Source organism: Mesorhizobium sp. M0563, from assembly GCF_040321065.1.
In the GTDB taxonomy this organism is placed as follows: domain Bacteria; phylum Pseudomonadota; class Alphaproteobacteria; order Rhizobiales; family Rhizobiaceae; genus Mesorhizobium.
In genome coordinates this window covers 100,256-119,140 of the sequence record NZ_JAMYQV010000012.1, presented here as the reverse complement: position 1 = coordinate 119,140, position 18,885 = coordinate 100,256, and the positions used below count along the sequence as shown (strand labels likewise).

20 protein-coding genes are annotated in these 18,885 nt (G+C 63.1%); 7 read left to right on the top strand and 13 right to left on the bottom strand.

The features are described from left to right. Positions 1 to 13 precede the first annotated feature (13 nt). Entirely contained in the window at positions 14 to 907 is an 894-nt protein-coding gene (locus NKI50_RS17150) for a LysR family transcriptional regulator (RefSeq protein ID WP_352481552.1), read from the bottom strand. A 123-nt stretch (positions 908 to 1,030) separates the two neighbouring features. Here NKI50_RS17150 and NKI50_RS17145 point away from each other — a divergent pair, with 123 nt between their 5' ends. Continuing rightward, the gene (locus NKI50_RS17145; RefSeq protein WP_352641186.1) at positions 1,031 to 1,762 is read left to right on the top strand and encodes an SDR family oxidoreductase; all 732 of its coding nucleotides are present in this window, start codon (positions 1,031 to 1,033) and stop codon (positions 1,760 to 1,762) included. A 122-nt stretch (positions 1,763 to 1,884) separates the two neighbouring features. On the opposite strand, the gene NKI50_RS17140 is transcribed toward NKI50_RS17145, so the two are convergent. Further along, positions 1,885 to 3,105, bottom strand: coding sequence for an alanine racemase (locus NKI50_RS17140; protein ID WP_023721223.1), 1,221 nt, complete (start codon positions 3,103 to 3,105; stop codon positions 1,885 to 1,887). Between the two features lie 225 nt (positions 3,106 to 3,330). Here NKI50_RS17140 and NKI50_RS17135 point away from each other — a divergent pair, with 225 nt between their 5' ends. Beyond that, the gene (locus NKI50_RS17135; RefSeq protein ID WP_352641188.1) at positions 3,331 to 4,248 is read left to right on the top strand and encodes a DMT family transporter; all 918 of its coding nucleotides are present in this window, start codon (positions 3,331 to 3,333) and stop codon (positions 4,246 to 4,248) included. 8 nt (positions 4,249 to 4,256) lie between these two features. Here the strand turns inward: NKI50_RS17135 and NKI50_RS17130 are convergent, their stop codons facing one another. The 4 genes from NKI50_RS17130 to NKI50_RS17115 form a co-directional block, all read right to left on the bottom strand. Then, on the bottom strand, positions 4,257 to 4,946 hold the full coding sequence (locus NKI50_RS17130; protein WP_352641190.1) for an RES family NAD+ phosphorylase: 690 nt from the start codon (positions 4,944 to 4,946) through the stop codon (positions 4,257 to 4,259). Next, a complete protein-coding gene (locus tag NKI50_RS17125) occupies positions 4,947 to 5,384 on the bottom strand; it encodes an antitoxin Xre/MbcA/ParS toxin-binding domain-containing protein (RefSeq protein WP_352641191.1) in 438 nt (145 codons plus the stop codon). It lies immediately after the preceding gene. 589 nt (positions 5,385 to 5,973) lie between these two features. Further along, the gene (gene metF, locus NKI50_RS17120; RefSeq protein WP_023676795.1) at positions 5,974 to 6,891 is read right to left on the bottom strand and encodes a methylenetetrahydrofolate reductase [NAD(P)H]; all 918 of its coding nucleotides are present in this window, start codon (positions 6,889 to 6,891) and stop codon (positions 5,974 to 5,976) included. Further along, entirely contained in the window at positions 6,891 to 7,913 is a 1,023-nt protein-coding gene (locus NKI50_RS17115; protein ID WP_352717169.1) for an ArsR/SmtB family transcription factor, read from the bottom strand. Before NKI50_RS17115 ends, metF begins: the two co-directional genes overlap by 1 nt. A gap of 139 nt (positions 7,914 to 8,052) precedes the next feature. Here NKI50_RS17115 and tsaA point away from each other — a divergent pair, with 139 nt between their 5' ends. Together tsaA and NKI50_RS17105 are read left to right on the top strand one after the other, a co-directional pair. Then, positions 8,053 to 8,577, top strand: a complete 525-nt coding sequence (gene tsaA / locus NKI50_RS17110; RefSeq protein ID WP_352495781.1) for a tRNA (N6-threonylcarbamoyladenosine(37)-N6)-methyltransferase TrmO — start codon at positions 8,053 to 8,055, stop codon at positions 8,575 to 8,577. Further along, positions 8,574 to 8,885 (top strand): DUF2293 domain-containing protein, encoded by a 312-nt coding sequence (locus tag NKI50_RS17105; protein ID WP_352481556.1) that lies wholly within the window; start codon positions 8,574 to 8,576, stop codon positions 8,883 to 8,885. Before tsaA ends, NKI50_RS17105 begins: the two co-directional genes overlap by 4 nt. A 108-nt stretch (positions 8,886 to 8,993) precedes the next feature. On the opposite strand, the gene NKI50_RS17100 is transcribed toward NKI50_RS17105, so the two are convergent. From NKI50_RS17100 to NKI50_RS17070, 7 genes are all read right to left on the bottom strand, one after another. Then, complete coding sequence (locus NKI50_RS17100; protein WP_352481557.1) at positions 8,994 to 9,539, bottom strand: gluconokinase; 546 nt, start codon at positions 9,537 to 9,539, stop codon at positions 8,994 to 8,996. A 5-nt stretch (positions 9,540 to 9,544) separates the two neighbouring features. Continuing rightward, positions 9,545 to 10,531, bottom strand: coding sequence for an ABC transporter permease (locus tag NKI50_RS17095; protein ID WP_352495779.1), 987 nt, complete (start codon positions 10,529 to 10,531; stop codon positions 9,545 to 9,547). Continuing rightward, positions 10,528 to 11,508: an ABC transporter permease gene (locus tag NKI50_RS17090; RefSeq protein ID WP_023721232.1), complete on the bottom strand. Its 981-nt coding sequence runs from the start codon at positions 11,506 to 11,508 to the stop codon at positions 10,528 to 10,530. Before NKI50_RS17090 ends, NKI50_RS17095 begins: the two co-directional genes overlap by 4 nt. Then, positions 11,505 to 13,046, bottom strand: a complete 1,542-nt coding sequence (locus tag NKI50_RS17085) for a sugar ABC transporter ATP-binding protein (RefSeq protein WP_352717167.1) — start codon at positions 13,044 to 13,046, stop codon at positions 11,505 to 11,507. The genes NKI50_RS17090 and NKI50_RS17085 overlap by 4 nt, the downstream gene beginning before the upstream one ends. Before the next feature lie 80 nt (positions 13,047 to 13,126). Next, positions 13,127 to 14,251: a sugar ABC transporter substrate-binding protein gene (locus NKI50_RS17080; protein WP_352481560.1), complete on the bottom strand. Its 1,125-nt coding sequence runs from the start codon at positions 14,249 to 14,251 to the stop codon at positions 13,127 to 13,129. Between the two features lie 301 nt (positions 14,252 to 14,552). After that, a complete protein-coding gene (gene gntR, locus NKI50_RS17075; RefSeq protein ID WP_352481561.1) occupies positions 14,553 to 15,581 on the bottom strand; it encodes an HTH-type transcriptional regulator GntR in 1,029 nt (342 codons plus the stop codon). Positions 15,582 to 15,749: 168 nt separating this feature from the next. Then, on the bottom strand, positions 15,750 to 16,982 hold the full coding sequence (locus NKI50_RS17070) for an MFS transporter (protein ID WP_352495777.1): 1,233 nt from the start codon (positions 16,980 to 16,982) through the stop codon (positions 15,750 to 15,752). A 176-nt stretch (positions 16,983 to 17,158) separates the two neighbouring features. Between NKI50_RS17070 and NKI50_RS17065 the strand changes: the two genes are divergently transcribed. The 3 genes from NKI50_RS17065 (at position 17,159) to NKI50_RS17055 (ending at position 18,883) form a co-directional block, all read left to right on the top strand. Beyond that, positions 17,159 to 17,446, top strand: coding sequence for a DUF3175 domain-containing protein (locus tag NKI50_RS17065; protein ID WP_352481563.1), 288 nt, complete (start codon positions 17,159 to 17,161; stop codon positions 17,444 to 17,446). 118 nt (positions 17,447 to 17,564) lie between these two features. Continuing rightward, the gene (gene iolE / locus NKI50_RS17060) at positions 17,565 to 18,476 is read left to right on the top strand and encodes a myo-inosose-2 dehydratase (protein WP_352481564.1); all 912 of its coding nucleotides are present in this window, start codon (positions 17,565 to 17,567) and stop codon (positions 18,474 to 18,476) included. A 200-nt stretch (positions 18,477 to 18,676) separates the two neighbouring features. After that, a complete protein-coding gene (locus tag NKI50_RS17055) occupies positions 18,677 to 18,883 on the top strand; it encodes a LacI family DNA-binding transcriptional regulator (RefSeq protein WP_352481565.1) in 207 nt (68 codons plus the stop codon). The last annotated feature ends 2 nt before the right edge of the window (positions 18,884 to 18,885 follow it).

Sequence of the window (18,885 nt, the reverse complement as noted above, 5' to 3'; positions counted from 1 at the left end):
TTCACTATTCACATCACCGCCTGGCAAGCAAGAAATCGATGAAGGCTCGCAGCGGCGCGGGAACCTGCCGGGAACTTGCGTGATATAGATAAAAACCCGGAAATCTCGGCGACCAGGCTTCGAGAAAGCGGATGAGCTTTCCCGCTTCGATCCACGGCCGGACCTGGTATTCCAGCATGTACGCCACGCCGACCCCATCCAGAACCGCCCCGATCATCAGGTCCGTATCGTTGACCGTCAGGCCACCGCTGACGGCCACTTCCAGGGCACGTTGGCCTCGGGCGAACTCCCACCGGTAGAGATTGCCGCCGCTCGGCCACTGGAAATTGATGCACTGGTGCTGATGCAGGTCCGCGGGGTGACGGGGTATCGGGTGATGCTGCAGATACCTCGGCGCCGCCACTGCAGCCATCTCGAGCTCCTCGCTGAGCTTCACAGCCACCATATCCTTGTGCAGCCGCTCACCCAGTCTGATTCCAGCATCGAAGCGGCCCTCGACGATGTCGGTGAGCATGTCGTCGACAATGATTGTGAGGGCGATATCGGGATAGGCGCGGCGGAAATCGCCGAGGATCGGCGCGATGAAACGCGTGGCGGCGATGCGCGGAACATTGATGCGCAGCGAGCCTGCTGGCCGGCCGCGTGATGCATGCGCGTCCGCGACGGCGCCTTCCAGTTCGCCGAATGCCGGTGCGATGCGGGCAAACAGCTTCTCGCCCTCAGCGGTCGGCGACATGCTGCGCGTGGTGCGGTTAAGCAGGCGGATACCGAGACGCTCTTCCAGCCCACGTATCGTCTGGCTGAGTGCTGGAGGCGAAATCCTGAGCTTGGCCGCGGCGCGGACAAAGCTTCCCTCTTCGATGATTGCTGCAAATGCCGTGAGTTCGGAAAACTCGCTTCCTCGCATTATGTACCTCAGGCTTAACAAGTCAGTTAGATAATAGGCTATTCTCTGAGCAATAGCATGCCCCTAGCTTTTCCCCGGAACGCCGCTCGATCGAGGCGGCCGTAGCCAGACGAAGGAACAGCCATGCATCGTCCACTCGAAGGCAAGACTGCACTTGTGACCGGCAGCTCGCGCGGCATCGGACGCGCCATCGCCGAGGGGCTCGCGGCCAAGGGTGCTGCCGTGGTCGTCAACTATGTCGGCAACGAGAAAGCAGCCAGGGAAGTCGTTGCCGCCATTGAAGGGATTGGCGGAAAAGCCGTCGCCATCCATGCGGACGTCTCCAGCATCCCCGACATTCGCAAGTTGTTCGACGAAACCGAACGGCAGATGGGGCCGATTGACATCGTCGTAGCCAATGTCGGCGTCGCCGTCATAAAGCCGCTCGTCGAGGCCACCGAAGCGGACTTCGATCATGTGTTCGGGGCCAATGCCAAGGGCACCTTCTTCACGCTTCAGGAAGCGGCGCGCCGCGTTCGCGACGGTGGTCGCATCATTGCCGTCTCGACCGGTGGAACCAGGATGTTCTTCACGCAGACGGCGCTTTATCTCGGCAGCAAGGGAGCCGTCGAGCAGTTCGTCCGCGTCCTCTCGCGTGAGCTTGGCCCGCGCGCCGTTACCGTGAATGCGCTTTCACCAGGCTTCACCGACACCGACCTGCTTCCGGAGCGGGACCGCGCCGTGGCCGCCGGCATGTCGCCCTTCGGCCGGATCGGAGCACCGCGCGACGTCGCCGATGTCGCGGTTTTCCTGGCCTCGGACGAGGCTCGCTGGCTTACCGGCGAGAACATCCAGGCCGGCGGTGGCGTGGCCTGACGGAATGGTGAATGGTGAATGGTGAATGGTGAATGGTGAATGGTGAAAAGAACAACACCTGAGCCGCGCAGAGCACAAGAGCTACTACTATTCACTATTCACTATTCACTATTCACTATTCACTAATCCGCCATGGTCTCCAGGCTGGCAAACCCCTGCGGCGCGTCGCCTTCGTCGAATGGCGTTGCCACCTCGACGAAGGTGTCGGGATAGAAGCCGTTGAACCGTGTCCTGAGCGACAGCGAGTAGGCGCCGATATGGCCGATCTCGATCCAGTCGCCGGTATCGACGGTTTCGGGCAGCCAGAACGGCCGCGACAATATGTCGACGGAATCGCAGGTCGCGCCGCAGACCTTGAACGGCACGATAGTCTTATCCTCGCCATTGCGCGAGCGGATCGCCGGATCGGGGATGAAGCGCGCCGGCAGCGTGATCTTGCCGGTCCATGAATCCGACAGCGACGCCCAGATGCCGTCATTGATGTAGAGCCTTTTGCCCTTGCGCAGCAGCACGCGCACGATCAGCGACAGGCAGCGCGCCACGATCACTCGGCCGGGCTCGGCCACCAGCGGCATCTGGTCGAATTGGTACTCCTGGAGGTCGCCCGATAATCGCGACATGATCTGGCCGAGCGACGGCATCTCCGGCTTGCGGCTGTTCGGATCATGGCCATATTCGGCCGGAAAGCCGCCGCCGACATCGAGCCCGGCAATGTCGAAACCGACGCGGTTGCGCACCCAGTCGGCCGAAGCCAGCGCCCGCTCATAGGTGTCGGGATCCTCGATCTGGCTGCCGACGTGAAAGCACAGCCCGACCTTGTAGCCGGTTCGGTTCAGCCGTTCGGCCAGTTCGACCGCATTGGCCGGTCCGGCGCCGAACTTCTTCGACAGTTCGTAGGCCGCCGAGCCTTTCGTCTGGATGCGCACGAACACGGTGATCGCGCCCGGATCGATGTCGAGCGCCCGCACCACCCTGGTCAGCTTGGTGATCTCGTCCTCATGGTCGAGCGAAATGACGCGAATGGCGTATTTTTCCAGCGCCAGCCTGATGTCCGACTGCGCCTTCACCGGGTGCATGTAGAGCATCTCGGCGTCCGGCGAGACGGCGCGCACGGCGGCGAATTCGCCGGGCGAGGCCACATCGAAGGCGCTGACGCCGGCCTCGACCAGGGCGTTGAGCACGATCTGCTCACCATTGGTCTTGACCGCATAGGCGGTCTTGCCGGGAAACATGCCCATGAACTGTTTGGCGTCCGCCTTCAGCACCTGCGGGCGGAAGCAATAGATCGGATCGTCCGGGCGAAGCGCCAGCGCTGCCTCGCGGGCATTTTCGAATCGCTGCATGGACGAATCCCTTGACTGAGGCTGCGCACAATTAATCCAAGCTAGCGGCTAATGAAAACAATTCTATGTCTCGCCGCCCCGGCTTCGCGGCGCTGTTCCGGTTCTGCACGCCGGTTATGAGCGAACTAGGCCATCGCTCAGGTTTCGGGTGGCCCTTGCGGCCGGATCGGGTATGGCGTGAACAGACGCCTGAAGAGGAAGGCATCTCGTCTGGGAGGACGGCCAATGGCGATAGCTGCCACCACCACGATGCGCGGGCCGATGGTGCTCAAAGACTGGGCGCAGCTTCTGCTGCTCGGCGCCATCTGGGGCGGTTCGTTCTTCTTTGCCCGCATTGCGGTGTCGGAACTTCCGCCGCTGGTGCTGGTGCTGTTCCGCGTCACCATCGCGGCGATCGCGTTGCAGTTCTATCTTGCGGTCCGCGGCCCGTCCTTTCGCCTCGCCTTCCCACATATCGGCCTGTTCTTCCTGCTGGCGCTCGCCAACAATGTCGTCCCTTTCTCGCTGATCTTTGCCGGCCAGACCGAGCTTGGCGCCGGTGTCGCTTCCGTTCTCAATTCGACGACGCCGTTCTGGACGCTGATCCTCGCCAACGCCCTGACCAGCGACGAAAAACTGTCCTGGAACAAGCTTGCCGGCATCGCCCTCGGTATCGCGGGAACGGCGGTGATGATCGGTCCCGGCCTTGTCGCCGGGCTCGGCGGCCCGGTCTGGGCGAAATTCGCGCTCATCGGAGCGTCGGTATCCTATGCGGTTGCGCTGATGATTGCCCGCCGCTTCAAGGGTGTGCCGTCACCGGTCATTGCCACCGGCCAATTGACTTGCTCGACCATCATCATGATCCCGGTCGTTCTGTTCACCTATGATGCTGCCAATCTGTTTTCGGCTTCGCCGCCGGTATGGGCGGCTGTGCTGGCACTGGCTCTGCTGTCGACGGCCTTCGCCTATATCCTCTATTTCAACCTCGTCGCTTCGGCCGGCGCCACCAACGCCTCGCTGGTCACGCTCATCGTGCCGGCCAGTGCCATCCTGCTCGGCTTCCTGTTCCTGGGCGAGCGGCTCGAACTGTTCGAACTCGGCGGTATGGCGCTGATCGCGCTCGGCCTCGTCACCATCGACGGTCGCCTGTTCGGGCGGCGCTAGAGATGGCGCTATATGGGCGTGATCGCCGGAACAGATGAACCCTGCCATTCCAGACGCCAGAGACCGCCTTGCCGGAGATTCTGAACGAGATCGGGATGGAAGGCGGCGAGGCAGGTCCCGCCAACATGTCTCACGGAAGGATAGACAAAACCGGTCGCGGCGTCTTGCTTGCGGAGTTGCTTCGCCAGCGCCTGACCGGCAGGATAGGCTAAGGCTGTATCCGGATCGAGCACCGGGTCCTTGCTGAACTCAGCGCCGCGCAGATCGTGAAACGAGCCTATGAAGTCGGCAACGAGCTCCGCATAGTCGGTAACGTTTTCGAACCGTTCGATCGCAGCAAGCTCGCGCGTCAGATGAAACGAGACCTCGCCGAGCGCGGTTTCCGCATCGAACGCACAGTACCAGACGCCCCTGGCATCATCGTTGAAACGATTGCCGCCCGGACGGGTGTAAGCGAACGCCGCATTGATGAAGGTGTAGCCCGGCCTCCCGAAAACCAGTTCGCGCGGATCGAGGTCGGGCAATCCCCCTTGCTGCGCCTGAAGACGGCCGCTGGTGGCTCCTTCAAGCTCCGCAAGGTCCTCCAGATCTCCATGATTCCGGGCCAACGGCATCAGGACCGGCTCCTTGAGCCTGCCTGTCGAAATCAGCCGGATCGTGTCGCGCTGGGAAATGTCGGCGCGCGGCGGGATCTGCATTCAAAGTCCGCCACGCAAAGCGTCGATGTGTTGGCGAACCTGCAGCAGCTTCGGAATGCCGCCCTCGATCATCACGTCCAGGGGGCGCCGGCCACCATACAGAGGTCCTTTGTTCGGCAACCGCACCCATTCATCGGCAAGCGCTTCGGAAAACAGAAGCCGCAGTCCCTTGAAGATGCCGATCAGGGCGCTGATGCGTGTCAGCGAATCCTGGGAGAGAACGCCCTCCCACTCGCCTTTCTTCATACGGAACCAGGTTCTCTCCGATACGTCGCCGATCAAGGTGCAGATCTCGGTGCTGGTCAGATGCCAGATGTCTGCGATCCTGACGATGCCGGCAACAGCCGCTGGCGTGAGCCGCGCCCGTGCCGAGGCATCCGCCAGATTTGCCGGCAAAGCCTGATTTGCAGGATCGCGAACCGCATAAGCGACACTCATTCCAACCTCCATCACTTGGCAGACAATATACTGCCAATTGGCAGGATATGCAAGTCCCGGCTATCCTCACAACGCGCTGCTGGTTGCCCCATCGCATTCGTATGGCGTGCAGCACCCGGTTGGACATGCAAAGGACGCTCTGACGCTCCGAACCTTCAGTCGGTCCGAAAATCGAATCCGATTTCTGGAGCGGTAGCGCTGCCATTCTCGTTACTGCCCCGGCTTTGCCACAGATTATTCACAGGTCCCGAGCCGGCTTTTGACAAAGAGTTTCAATGCCTAACGGCAAACGGCAGGTCGCAAATTCCACAATCTCGTCGCATTGCAGCAAAGTTTCTGCTTGCCTGTGGCACAAATGACCCTAGACTCTCGCCATAGCTCTTTAAGAGGAGGCTATGACATGGGACTGACGAGGCCGATCAACGCATTGATGATTTGTGCTGCGTTTGCATTCATCGGCGCCCTCATTATGGGCGTCCTTCCATAAGGCCGCTAAGCGGGGGAAGACCAGCACCGAATACTACAACCATTGAAAGGGCCGGGCATTTTGCCCGGCCTTTTGCATTCCCCCGATCTTTGACATTTCGCATTACGCCGCGGCCGATCCAGCTGCCTCGACTTCGTGCGACCTGATGCCGATCATGTGGCAGATGGCAAAGACCAGATCGGCCCGGTTCATCGTGTAGAAGTGGAAATCGCCGACGCCGCGCTCGACAAGGTCCAGCACCTGCTCGGCCGCAACCGCGGACGCCACCAGCGCATGCGTTTGCGGGTCGTTCTGCAGCCCATCGAAGCGCTCGGCCAGCCATGCCGGCACCAAGGCGCCGCAACGCGCCGAGAAGTTGGCGACCTGGGTGAAATTGTGCACCGGCAATATGCCCGGCACGATCGGTATGTAGATGCCGGCCCGCCGTGCCCGCTCGACATAGCGTTCATAAAGATCGTTGTCGAAGAAGAACTGGGTGATCGCCCGCGTCGCTCCATTGTCGGCCTTGCGCTTCAGCATGTCGAAGTCGGTGGCGAAATCCGGGCTTTCCGGATGCTTTTCCGGATAGGCCGAGACCGATATGTCGAAATCGCCGGCGCCCTTCAACGCGTCGACCAGCTCGGCGCCATTGGCATAGCCTTCCGGATGCGGCCGGTAGGCCGCGCCGACGCCCTCGGCCGGATCGCCGCGCAGGGCGACGAAACGCTTGACGCCCATATCGGCGAACTCTCGGATCACCGCATCGACCTCGTGACGCGCCGCATCGACGCAAGTCATGTGCGCCGCCGGCGTCAGCGTCGTTTCGTTGAGGATGCGCTTGACGGTGCGGGCCGTGCGCTCGCGGGTCGAACCACCGGCGCCATAAGTGACGGAGACGAATTTGGGCTTGAGCGGCTCCAGCCGGGTGACCGTATCCCACAGCCTTGCTTCCATCTCGTCGTTTTTCGGCGGAAAGAACTCGAACGAAACCCTGACCTTGTCGCCGATGTCGGGGCGGCGGGAGAAGCGGAACTGGTTCATCAGGCGGTTTCCCCTATCGGATACGCATTGGCCGGTTGTCTGTCGTTGGAAGGCTCGGCAATCAGCATGCGCCGATCGCGGCCGAGCCAGAGTTTGACGGTGAGCTTGGCCTCGTTGCCGCCGCGCGGCTCGAATTCCTGGCTGTCCTCGAGATCGAGGCCAGCCTCGGAAAACCAGTCGCCGATTTGCCGGTCGGAAAAGCCGAGACGCATATGCGCGTGCTCCTCGCGCAAGAACTCCAGCGTGTGCGGCGCGAAATCGACGATCACCAGCCGGCCGGCCGGGCGCAACAGCCGTGCCGCCTCGCGGATGGCGCGGGCAGGATCGTCGAGATAATGCAGCACCTGATGGATGGTAACGAGATCGAAGGCGTCGCGCTCGACCGGCGGCGCAAAAATATCGCCCTGCCGCACCTGCGCATTCGAAACGCCGGCCTTGTCGAGATTGGCGCGCGCCACCGTCAGCATCTCGCGCGACATATCGATGCCGACACCGCGCCGATAGAGCGGCGAAAAGATCTCGAGCAGGCGCCCGGTGCCGGTGCCGAGATCGAGCATCGACTGGAACGGCCGCTTGCCGACGAGCTTTACGAGTGCTGCTTCGACCGCGCGGTCCGGCACGTGCAGCGAACGGATATGGTCCCAGCTTGCGGCGTTGACCGAGAAGTATTGGGCGGCCCGGTCCTGCCGCTTGCGCTTGACCGCGGCCAGCCGTTCGAGATCACGCTCGACCTGTGGATCGGCGCCGCGGATGCCGGAGACCAGCCTGAGCACGAAATCGCGCGACGTGTCGGAATCCGAAAGCCGGAAGAAGGCCCACGAGCCCTCCTGGTAGCGGCCGATCAGCCCGGCCTCCAGCAGCAATTTCAAATGGCGCGAGACGCGGGGCTGCGACTGGCCGAGGATTTCGGTGAGATCGGAAACGGTTAGATCGCCGCGCGACAGCAGCGCCAATATACGCAGCCGGCTGGATTCGGCTGCCGCCTTCAACGTATCTACCATCGTGTCGAGAGCGACATGCATGCGAGCATTCTCTTTGAAAAGATATAAACATATGTTTATGTCGATTTTGATAGGCTTGCAAGCGCTATGTCGCTTCCGGACAAGAAAATGACGCATGCGTGGCGGATCGCGCAAAGCCGCAAGCATCGAGGCGAGAACCATGTTCGAAACGCGCAGCGGCGAAAAGCTTCTGGAAACCGACCCGGAAACGATGCCGCCGGATGGCCATGTCGTCTTCATCGGCCGCATCGCTTCGCCTTGGACGACACGGGAAACCTGCCCCAAAAACATGAGGGCCGCGCGGGAGACAGGACAGCCGGCGCACTTGGTCATCGACCCGCTCTACCGGGATGGCCTGCTTGGGCTGGAACGCGCCAGCCACGTGATCATCCTGTCCTGGCTGCACCATGCGCCGCGGCAACTGATTGTCCAGAAACCCCGCCATGCAGTTGAACCGAAGGGCGTCTTTTCACTGCGCTCCCCTGCCCGGCCGAACCCAATTGGGCTGCATGTAGCCAGGCTGGTTGCCGTCGACATCGATATCGGCCGCATCGATCTCGACGCCATCGACGTGCTCGACGGCACGCCGGTCATCGACATCAAGCCCTATTTCGCTTCGACCGATGCCTTCGCCGAGGCGACCATGGCCGGGCGGGACGAGTCACCCAGATCGGATGAGCAGTGAGCGCCCCGACCGGCCGCCGCCGCGCCATCGCCAAGGCACTGACAGCGCTCCTGCCGCTGGCGCCCTATGCCGACATGGAAAAGATCCGTGCCGATGCCGGCGCCGTGCATATGAAGACCTTGCCACCGAGCATTGCCGTATGGCTGGCGACAATAGCCCACATCCGCCATATGCACACCGACTACGAAAAGCTGCTGGCCGAAGGCTATGACCGCGATTCCGCGCGCTTCTTCGTCATCGAACAGACCAACATCGTGCTCACCCGCTGGCGCGCCACCCGCTTGCTCGACGATGGCGATGAGGCATAGAGCGATGCAAGCACACGCGTCGAGTTCTACGCTCTTCACCATTGTGATTGGCGAAATCCAGGGATGACAGCCAATCTCGAAAGTTGCAGGACTGAACGAGGCGCTAAACTAGCGTGCCAGCAAGCTCAAGGCAGTCGCGACGATGTCGGCGACCGGACGCGTGCCATCCAAGGTTATTGCCGCCTCGTCCGTCGCTGGCGCCTCCAGCGTGGCGAACTGGCTGTCGACCAGGCTTGCCGGCATGAAGTGGCCCTTGCGATTGCCGACGCGCCGCATCGCCGTTGCCGGGTCGATCTCCAAATAGACGAAAACGATATCCGGGCAAAAGCCGCGCAGGCGATCGCGATAGCTGCGCTTCAGCGCCGAGCAGGCGGCGACCACACGTTGCCCGCTTGCGATCGACGCGGCCATGCGCTGGCCGATCGCGTCGAGCCAGCCTTCGCGCAGCGCGTCGGTAAGCGGTTGTCCGCTCGCCATGCGCGCGACGTTTTCGGGCGGATGCAGCCTGTCGCCTTCGATAAAGAGGGCGCCCAATGCCGCTGCAAGCGCTTCGCCGACGACCGACTTGCCGCAGCCGGCAACGCCCATCACCACGATGGCGGGTATCGTTCGAACAGTGCTCGCCGGCTTATATGACACGTCGTTCCCGGTCATGCAGGTCAGCGGCTTGCCGGCGCGCGGCCATAGAGCAGCAGCATGGCGACGATGACGACGCCGTAGATGATCTGCCGCCCCGCCTCCGGCATCTGCATGACGGAAAGGATGGATTGCAGGAGCGTGATCAGGATGACGCCGGCGACGGTACCGAGATACGAGCCCCGTCCGCCGAGGATCGAGGTGCCGCCGAGCACCACGGCAGCGATCGACGGCAGCAGATAGGCATCGCCCATCGACTGTGCCGCCTTGGAGGCATAGCCGGCCAACAGCACGCCGCCGAAGGCCGAGAGCCCGCCCGAAACCGCAAAGGCGATCATCACCACGCGCCGTGTGTCGATGCCGGAAAGATAGGCGGCACGCTCGCGGTTGCCGATGCCGTAGACAGTGCGGCCGAAGCCGGTGCGGGTCAGCACGAACACCATTGCGGCGCCGATCAGCGCCCAGATGAGAACTGCGTTCGGCACGCCAGGAACGGCAAAGCCGGTCGCCAGATAGCGCATCGCACCGGTTGCCGAATCCTGCGGCGAGAAACCGCCCGTATAGACCACCATCAGCCCCTGCGCGACCGCGTTGGTGGCGAGCGTGATGATCATCGAGGGAATGCGCAGATAGGCGACGCCAATGCCGTTGACGATGCCGATCAGGACACCGCAGAAGATGCCGAACGGAATGGCAAGCGCCACGCCGACAGGGCCGTACGCGGCTGCGGCACAGGCCATCATGGCGCCGACCGCCACCGACCATGGCACCGACAGGTCGATCTGGCCGAGCAGGATGACCAGCATCATGCCGGTGGCGATGACGCCGAGAAACGAGGCCACCTTGAGCTGCTGCAACAGGTATTCAGGCGACAGGAAGCTGCGCGAATAGAGGCTGCCGAGGAAAAGCAGCAGCACGATACAAGCGAACGCCGTCAGCACCGCCGGGTCGGCGCGGCGGAGGAATTTCGGCATGCGGCCGGCGAGACCACTCACAGTCGTTTCGCTCACAGGAACCACTCCAGCCGGTTGCGGACCCGGAACAGGGCGAAGGCGCCGAGGCTGACCGCGATCAGCAGGATGACGCCCTGGAACAGAGGCTGCCAGAGCGGATCGAAATCGAAGACGAACAGCAGGTCGCCGATGGTGCGGAAGGCAAGCGCGCCGAAGATCGCGCCGATGGCGCTGCCCTTGCCGCCGAACAGCGACACGCCGCCAAGCACGACCGCGGCGATTGAAAACAGCGTATAGGCGTTGCCGCTCGCATAGGCCGCATCGCCGGTATAGGTGAAGAACGTCAGGAACAGCCCGCCGATCGCGGCAAGCAGCCCGGCAAGCGCATAGGCGGCGAACTTTCCACGCCGGATCGGCACGCCGGACATGTAGGCCGCCATCTCCGAGGAGCCGGCTGCATAAGCGGCGCGGCCGAGCACCGACCGGCTGAACGGCACCCAGACGACAAGCACGACCGCCACCAGCGCCACCAGGCTCGCCGGCACAATACCAAACAGGCGCCCGGTCAGCGCGTCGGCGAGCCCCTCATTGACCGAGCCGCCCGGAAACGGCCGCAGCAGCAGCGCGATGCCGAAATAGACCGCGCCGGTGGCGATGGTGGCGACGATCGGCTGCAGGCGCCCATAGATAACGATGGCGCCGTTGATTGCCCCGCACAGCAGCCCGGTGCCGAGCACGGCGATGACGCCGAAGGCGGTCTCGATGCCGGTGCCGACGACCAGCCACGACGCCAGGCAGTTGGTCAGCGTGAAGATCATGCCGACGGAGAGGTCGATGCCGGCGGTGATCACCACCAGCGTCTGCGCCATGGCCACGAAGGCGAGCAGCACGCCCTTGTTCGAAGCCGTCTGTACGACGTTGGCGGTGAAGCCCGCCGGATGGTTCGAGGTGTAGATGACGAACATGACGACGAAGATGCCGAACGCCAGCAGCGTTCCGCGCTGTTCGGCAAGCCAGTAGCGCCAATCCTTCACGCGTCCGCTCCTTGCTTTGGCATCTCTTCGTGAATGTTGAGCGCGCTGGCGATCAGCGCCCGCTCGGTGATTTCGGCGCCGACCAGTTCACGCTTCACCGCCCCGTCATAGAGCACCAGCACCCGGTCGCAGCAGCCGATCAGCTCGTCATAGTCGGTCGAATAGAACAGAATTGCCGCGCCCTGGTCGGCAAGCTTGCGCATCAACTGGTAAAGCTCCTGCTTGGTCCCGACATCGATGCCGCGTGTCGGGTCGTTGAGCAGGATGATCCGCGGCTGCCGCATCAGCCATTTGGCGATGACGACCTTCTGCTGGTTGCCGCCGGACAGCGCGCCGACCGGAATGTCGAGGCCGGCCGTCTTGATCGCCAGAAGACCGACCATGTCGTCGATCAGCCGCTGCTCGGCGGCGCGATCGATGATGCCGGCCCTGGACAGCCGGTCAAGGGCGGCGAAGGAGAGGTTTTCGCGCACCGTCATCGGCAGCATCAAGCCTTCGGTCTTGCGGTCCTCCGGGATCAGCGCCATGCCGATCCGGTCATCGCGCGCGGCGGCCGGGCTGGCGATCGCCACCGGCCTGCCGTCGATCAGGATTTGGCCCGACAGGCCGCGCAGCACACCGAAGAAGGCGAGCAGCAATTCGCGCTGGCCCTGGCCGTCGAGGCCGCCAAGCCCTACCACCTCGCCCGCCCCGACCGACAGCGAGACATCGTGCAGCCGATCCGTCCATGACAGGCTGCGCGCCTCGAGAACCGGCGCGGCTGTAGCAGCCGCCCGCGCGGGCTTGGGCGGAAAGATGTGGCTGTATTCGCGCCCGATCATCAGTTCGACGACCTCATTGTCGCTCTTGGTGCCGGCCGCATAGCTGGCGACATTGCGGCCATTGCGGAACACCGTGCACTGGTCGGCCAGCTCGGCGATCTCGTTCATGCGGTGCGATATGTAGAGCAGCGCCAGCCCTTCCGAACGCAACCGCTTCAACACGGCAAAAACCCTGGCGACGTCAGCGGCGGTCAGAGCCGAGGTCGCCTCGTCGAGGATCAGGATGAGTGGCTTGCGCGCCAGTGCCTTGGCGATCTCGACCATCTGCCTTCTTGAAAGAGGAAGATCCTTGACCAGCGCCAGTGGATGGATATCGGAGGCGCCGGCGCGAGCCAGGGCTTCTTCCGCAACGCGGCGCTGTGCCTTGCGGTCGATCATGCCGAAACGCTTGGGCGGATCGGAAATGGCGATGTTGTCAGCCACGCTGAGTTCGGGGACAAGCGACAGTTCCTGGAAGATGCACACGATGCCGGCCTGGTTGGCGGCGGCCGGCGAAGCGAAGGTCACTTCGCTTCCGTCCAGCATCATGCGGCCTTCGTCGGGCGCGACGACCCCCGCCATGACCTTGATCAGCGTCGATTTGCCGGCGCCGTTCTCGCCGAGAATGGCGTGGATGCTGCCTGGAGTGACCGACAGCTCGGCCTTTTCCAGCGCCCGCACGCCGCCATAGCGCTTGGATATGCCTTCCATGCGGAAGAGCGGAACCGCACCGTCCATCGGCCCTCCCCAGGCGCTTGGCAATCAGGATGTCGAGCGCCGACGCCGCGGGATTTCCCGCGGCGTCGGGCTGTTGGAGCTTACTGGTTTTCCTTGCTCTGGCCCATGATTTCCTGCGCCGTGAAATTGATGCCGCAGGTCGGGAAGGAATTGCCGACGAAGAAATTGTCGGACTGGTCGGGGAAGTAATCCTGGCCTGCCTTGAAGTTCGGATCCTCGACGATCGCCAGCGGCAGCTTGACCGCTTGCGGCACGACCTGGCCTTCAAGTGCCGCAATCGCTGTCTTGATGGCAACCGCAACCTGGGCCGGGCCGGTACCGGCCGACGAGCATTTCAGGCCGTCAGCGGCGAACTTGGCGCAGAATTTGCGGAAGCCATTCTCCGTCTCGCCGCCGAACGGCACGAACGGATGCTTGGCATCGATCATCGCCTGCACGATGCCGGTATCGCCGCCCTGCCCGGTAACGCCGTCGAAGGGACCATTGGTGGCAATGGCGTCGGCCGAAGCCTTTTGCGCAACGCCGTCATCCCATTTGCCAACGACCTCGGTGACATCCCACTTCTTGCCGGACGCGTCGAGAACCTCGTGGATGCCGTTGTGACGGTCGGTGTCGACGGACGTGCCGGCGACGCCGCGCACTTCCAGCACCTTGCCGCCGTTCGGCACATGCTTGACCAGCCAGTTGCCCCACAATTCGCCAAGGCCTTTCTGGTCGACATTGACGTTGATGGCATCCTTGGTGTCGAGGATGTTGTCGAAAGCGACCAGCACGACGCCGGCTTCCTTGGCCCGCTTGATGACAGGGCCGAATGCGGTCGGGTTCTGGGCGTTGACGACAATCGCGTCATAGCCGGAATCGATGAAATTGTTGATTGCCGAAATCTGGGCCGGCACGTCTTCGCCGGTCGAGACCACCTTGAATTCCTTGAGCTTGGCCGCGACCTCCGGCTGCGCCGCATAGGCCTTCGCCGTCTGCACCATCTGGATGCGCCACGTGTTGGCGATGTAGCCGTTGGCCAGAGCGATGCGGTACGGGCCGTCTTTTTTGGGGAACTTGAAGAACTGCGTATCGGCAGACCAGGGCGCGAAGCACTCAGGCTCGGCCGATGGCCCCTTGACGATTTCAGGATCGGCGATCGCCGACGAGCTCAGCATGACAAAAGCAGTGGCGGCAACGATACCGCCAACGAGTGACTTGATCATCGATATTCCTCCCAGTTGCAGTTTTGTTTGTTGTTACGTCGATGAATTTGCGCGTTCCCGGCCCGGCACCTCCCGCCTTACCCGTTGCGCGTTCAGGTGGCCGAATGCCGACCCGATTTCCTCCTTTATTGCCCGGCTAATCCCGCAAAAAACTATCATATTATACATAATAAACAAGCATGAGCTGTCGCTTATGTATAATAAACAGACTCCGCTCTTCGAGGCGAAATTCCGACCGTGGAAAGTGGTAGCGCTACCATGACGTTATGTAAAGCGCCATTTACATTGCGTTGAGCTCGCTTCAGCGCGCCGTGCTTTCACGTCGCTTGAGTTCGAAGCCGAGGTCGACGACCCGCTGCTCCGGCCTGTTGCCCTCGATAGCCGCAAGCGCCATAGCGACAGCCCGCCGGCCGATCTCGTAGCGATAGGTCCGAACGCTGGTGACCGACGGGAAAGCAACCTCCATCATGTCCAGATCGTTGAAGCCGACGATGCCGATCGTCTTCGGCACGGCGATCGAAGCGCGATGGCATTCGAACAGCACGCCAAGCGCGATATCGTCATTGTTGCAGAATACCGCGTCGAGGCTCGGCACCTTGGCCAGCGCGTCGCGGAACAATTCGCGGCCGAGTGTCACGCTGGAGGGCACCGGCGTCGTGGTGGTGAGCCTCGGATCGAACAGGCCGGCCGCCTCCATCGCCGCGCGATAGCCGGCAAGCCGCCGCTGCGAACGCGGATCCATGCGCGCGCCGATGAAGCCGATCCGGCGATAGCCCGCCTCGATCAGATGTTCCGCCGCCGCCTTGCCGCCCTCGAAATGTGAGAAACCGACCATCATGTCGACCGGATCGGGCCCGGTTTCCATCACCTGCACGACCGGACAGCCTGCCGTTTCCAGCAGTTTTCGCGAGGCCGGCGTCTGGTCGATGCCGGCCACGATCAGCGCGGCCGGGCGTTGCGGACCAAACACCTGCAGCAGCCGCTCTTCCTCGAGGCCGGAATAGTGGGTGTTGCCGAGCTGGATGCGGAAAGGGCCGTCCGACAGGCTGTCGTAGATGCCGCGCACCACTTCGGCAAAGACGTTGTTGGTAAGCGACGGTACCAGGACGCCAAACACCTCGGCGCGCGCCGACGCCAGCGCCCGCGCATTCGGGTCGGGCACATAGCCGAGCTCGTTCACCGCAGACTCGATCTGGCGGCGCAGATCTTCCGAGACGCGCCCCGGCTCACGCAAGGCGCGCGATACGGTAATGGCGCCGACGCCGGCCTTGCGGGCGACGTCGGCGATGGTCGGGCGGCCGCCGCCGCGGCGCGAGCGCGGCTTGATCACTATACTCGTCCCGACGCCGGGCAACCGCCCAGACGCGACCGTGAGACGATGTTCAGGGTCTTTGCCACTGCTGCCTTGCCAACCCGTTGCCACACCTTGTCTGGCGTCGCGCAGCCCTCGGCTATTGTCAAGCGACCGCCGGAGAGACTGTGCCCGTGTCGCCGTGCTTCAGGCCGTCACAGCAGCGCTCCACCGGGCCTTCCACAGCAGCAGCACCATGGCCAAAATGTTCAGCAGGTTCCAGGCAATGCCGTTGAGGAACGCGGCGGCATACGAACCGGTCAAATCGTAGATCCAGCCCGACATCCAGCCGCCGATTGCCATGCCGAAGATGGTCGCCATCATGACGATGCCGACGCGCTGGCCAGCCTCTTTGGCAGGCATATATTCGCGCACGATGATCGCATAACAGGGCACGATGCCGCCCTGCGACAGGCCGAAGACCAGCGAGACGACATAAAGCGAGGCAAGCCCGTCGAACGGGATGTAGAACAACAGCGACAGGCATTGCAGCACCGAGCCGATCAGCAGGGTTTTGACGCCGCCGATGCGATCGGCAAGGAAGCCCGAGCCAAGCCGACTGACGACGCCCGCCGCCAGCATGATCGACAGCATATCGGCGCCATGCGCCACGCCGTAGCCGAGATCCATGCAGTAGGCGACGATATGGACTTGCGGCATCGACATCGCCACGCAGCAGCCGAGTCCGGCGACGATGAGCAGCGCCTGCAAGGCCGCCGGCGACAGCGAGATCGGCTGGACCACGCGGCTGCCCGGCGATCCGGGAGCCGCGTGGGGCGGTGCGCCGCGCCGGAGCAGCAGGATCAGCGGCACCATGGTGACCAGGCAGACGACGCCGATCGCGGCATAGGTGAAGCGCCAGCCTTCGGTCTGCATGACATAGGGCATCGCCGTCGGCCAGATCGCTCCGGCGAGATAGTTGCCGGACGCGGCAGCCGTCACCGCAACGCCGCGGCGCCGGTTGAACCAGTGCGAGATGTCGGCAATCAGCGGCCCGAAGATCGCCGACGAGCCGACGCCGATCAACAGGCCCTGGACGAGGGTGAACTGCAGGATCGAACTGGTCAGCGACGCCAGCAGGAAGCCGGCGCCAAGTGTAATCGCGGCAATCAGCGCCGGAACCCAATACCCCACGCGGTCGATGGCGCGGCCGAACAGCACATTGCCGGCGGCAAAGCCGACCATGGTCGCAGTATAGGGCATCGAGGCAGCGGCGCGATCGACGCCGAATTCTGCCTGCACGGCGGGCAGCACCACGACCACCGCCCACATGCCGACCCCGCCTATGGTTGCCAGCAGCATCGAGACGCCGAGCCGTATCCAGGCATAGGCACTGTCGATGCCGGAACTTGCTGCCTGGTTTGAGACGATGGGGGTCAAGAACGTTTCCTGTCCGCAGTTCTTAAATCGGCGGTTCTGACCACTATCAGCGCATTCGCATCGCGGAGCAGCGCCACGACGGGCCAATCCGTGGCTCCAGGGATGCGGGCCGAAGTGGAACAGTGGCGCACCATAGGGCGTTTTCTTTTCGAACGAGCTTGTGGAAGGAGTTTGCCATGACCGCGCAACGGAAATGGTCTGCCGACGTCACCGAGCATAGCGACGCGCTGGATCTCGAGGAGCACATCTTCGAATCCCACGATCCGAGGAAGATCGCCGCCTCGCTGAGGCGGTCGGCCGAGCACAGCGACCGGCGCAAGGCGGGGCCGTTTCAATCCGCCATGTCGATGCTGAATTTCTACATCAACCGCGCCGGCAAGAACCTGCCGGCGGCGCAGAAGAAAGTGCTGGAGGACGCAAAGGACGAACTGCGCGTCCTTTTTGGCCGCCCAAAGGAAGACTAGAATCGGTCACTATTGATTGGTTCTGCCAAATCAGGCTGAACTGGACCTAGTTACAGGGCCTCTTTGTCGCCAGTCTGCAGGCTGGCTTGCATTCGCAAGCCTGCAAAAGCCTGGCGTCATGACGGTCAAGATCGGCATCAATCCCATCACCTGGAGCAATGACGACGTCCCGGCGCTTGGCGGCGACACGCCGCTGCAGACCTGCCTGTCCGAAACCGCACAGGCCGGTTATCGCGGCACCGAGCTCGGCGGGAAATTTCCGCGCCAGGCTGAGGTGCTTGGGCCGCTCCTGTCCTCCTATGGCCTGGAACTCGTCTCCGGCTGGTATGATGGCCGCATCCTCGACCGCACGGTCGAAGAGGAATTCGCGGCGATTACCCCGCATCTGGCGTTGCTGCGCGACCTCGGCGCCAAGATCGTCGTCTACGCCGACACCTCGCGCGGTCGCCATGACGGCATTTTCGCACCGATCTCCGAGCGTCCGCGCCTCGGCGACGGCGACTGGCGGGCCTATGGCGAGAAACTGACCGCCCTCGCCACCCGCATGGCCGCATTCGGGGTCGGCATGGCCTTCCACCACCACATGGGCACCATCGTCGAGACGGACGATGAAGTTGACAGGCTGATGGCGGCGACGGGGCACAGCGTCGGACTGTTGTTCGATACTGGCCACTGCCTGTTTTCGGGCGGCGACCCGCAATCGCTGTTGCAGCGGCATCTCGATCGTATCGTGCATTTCCATTGCAAGGATGTTCGCAGGGCGGTCCTGGAAAAGGCACGCCGCGAGGACATGAGCTTCATGGCGGCGGTAGTGGACGGCATTTTTACCGTGCCCGGCGATGGCTCGGTCGATTTCCTGTCATTGCTGAAACCCCTCGCCGCGCGCGGCTATGAGGGTTGGATCGTTGTCGAGGCTGAGCAGGATCCGGCCAAGGCGCATCCGCTGACCTATGCCAGCAAGGGCTATTTCTCGCTGCTCGCCACCGCCCGGCAGGCCGGCTTCGAAGTGGCAACGCGGCAGGCAAACTGACCGGCCCGCATTGCGAGCCGGAGGAACATAATGGGCGCGCGCCTCGATGGGGTTAGCGACGCGAATGCGCCCGGCGATCCGCGCCGCCTTGCTCCCTGCGCGGCGCGGATCGCAGAATCCCGGCTCTGGATTTCAAACCCCGACGTTCGAGCTTGAGGCCGGCCGGAAGCCGTGCCTTGATGCAACCGAGGAGGAGCGACATGGCTTTCGAAGCTGCGCTTGGCATGGAACGGCTTTGCACCATCCGGGAGATTGCCGAGAAGGCGGAACTTGGCGCCGCCACCGTTCATCGCGCGCTGAAGAACAGCCGCGAGGTCCACCCCGAAACCAGGCGACTGGTGCTTGATACCGTCTGTCGGCTCAACGAGGAAAAGATCGCCCGCGCCGCCCGGTTCGTCGGGGAATAGTG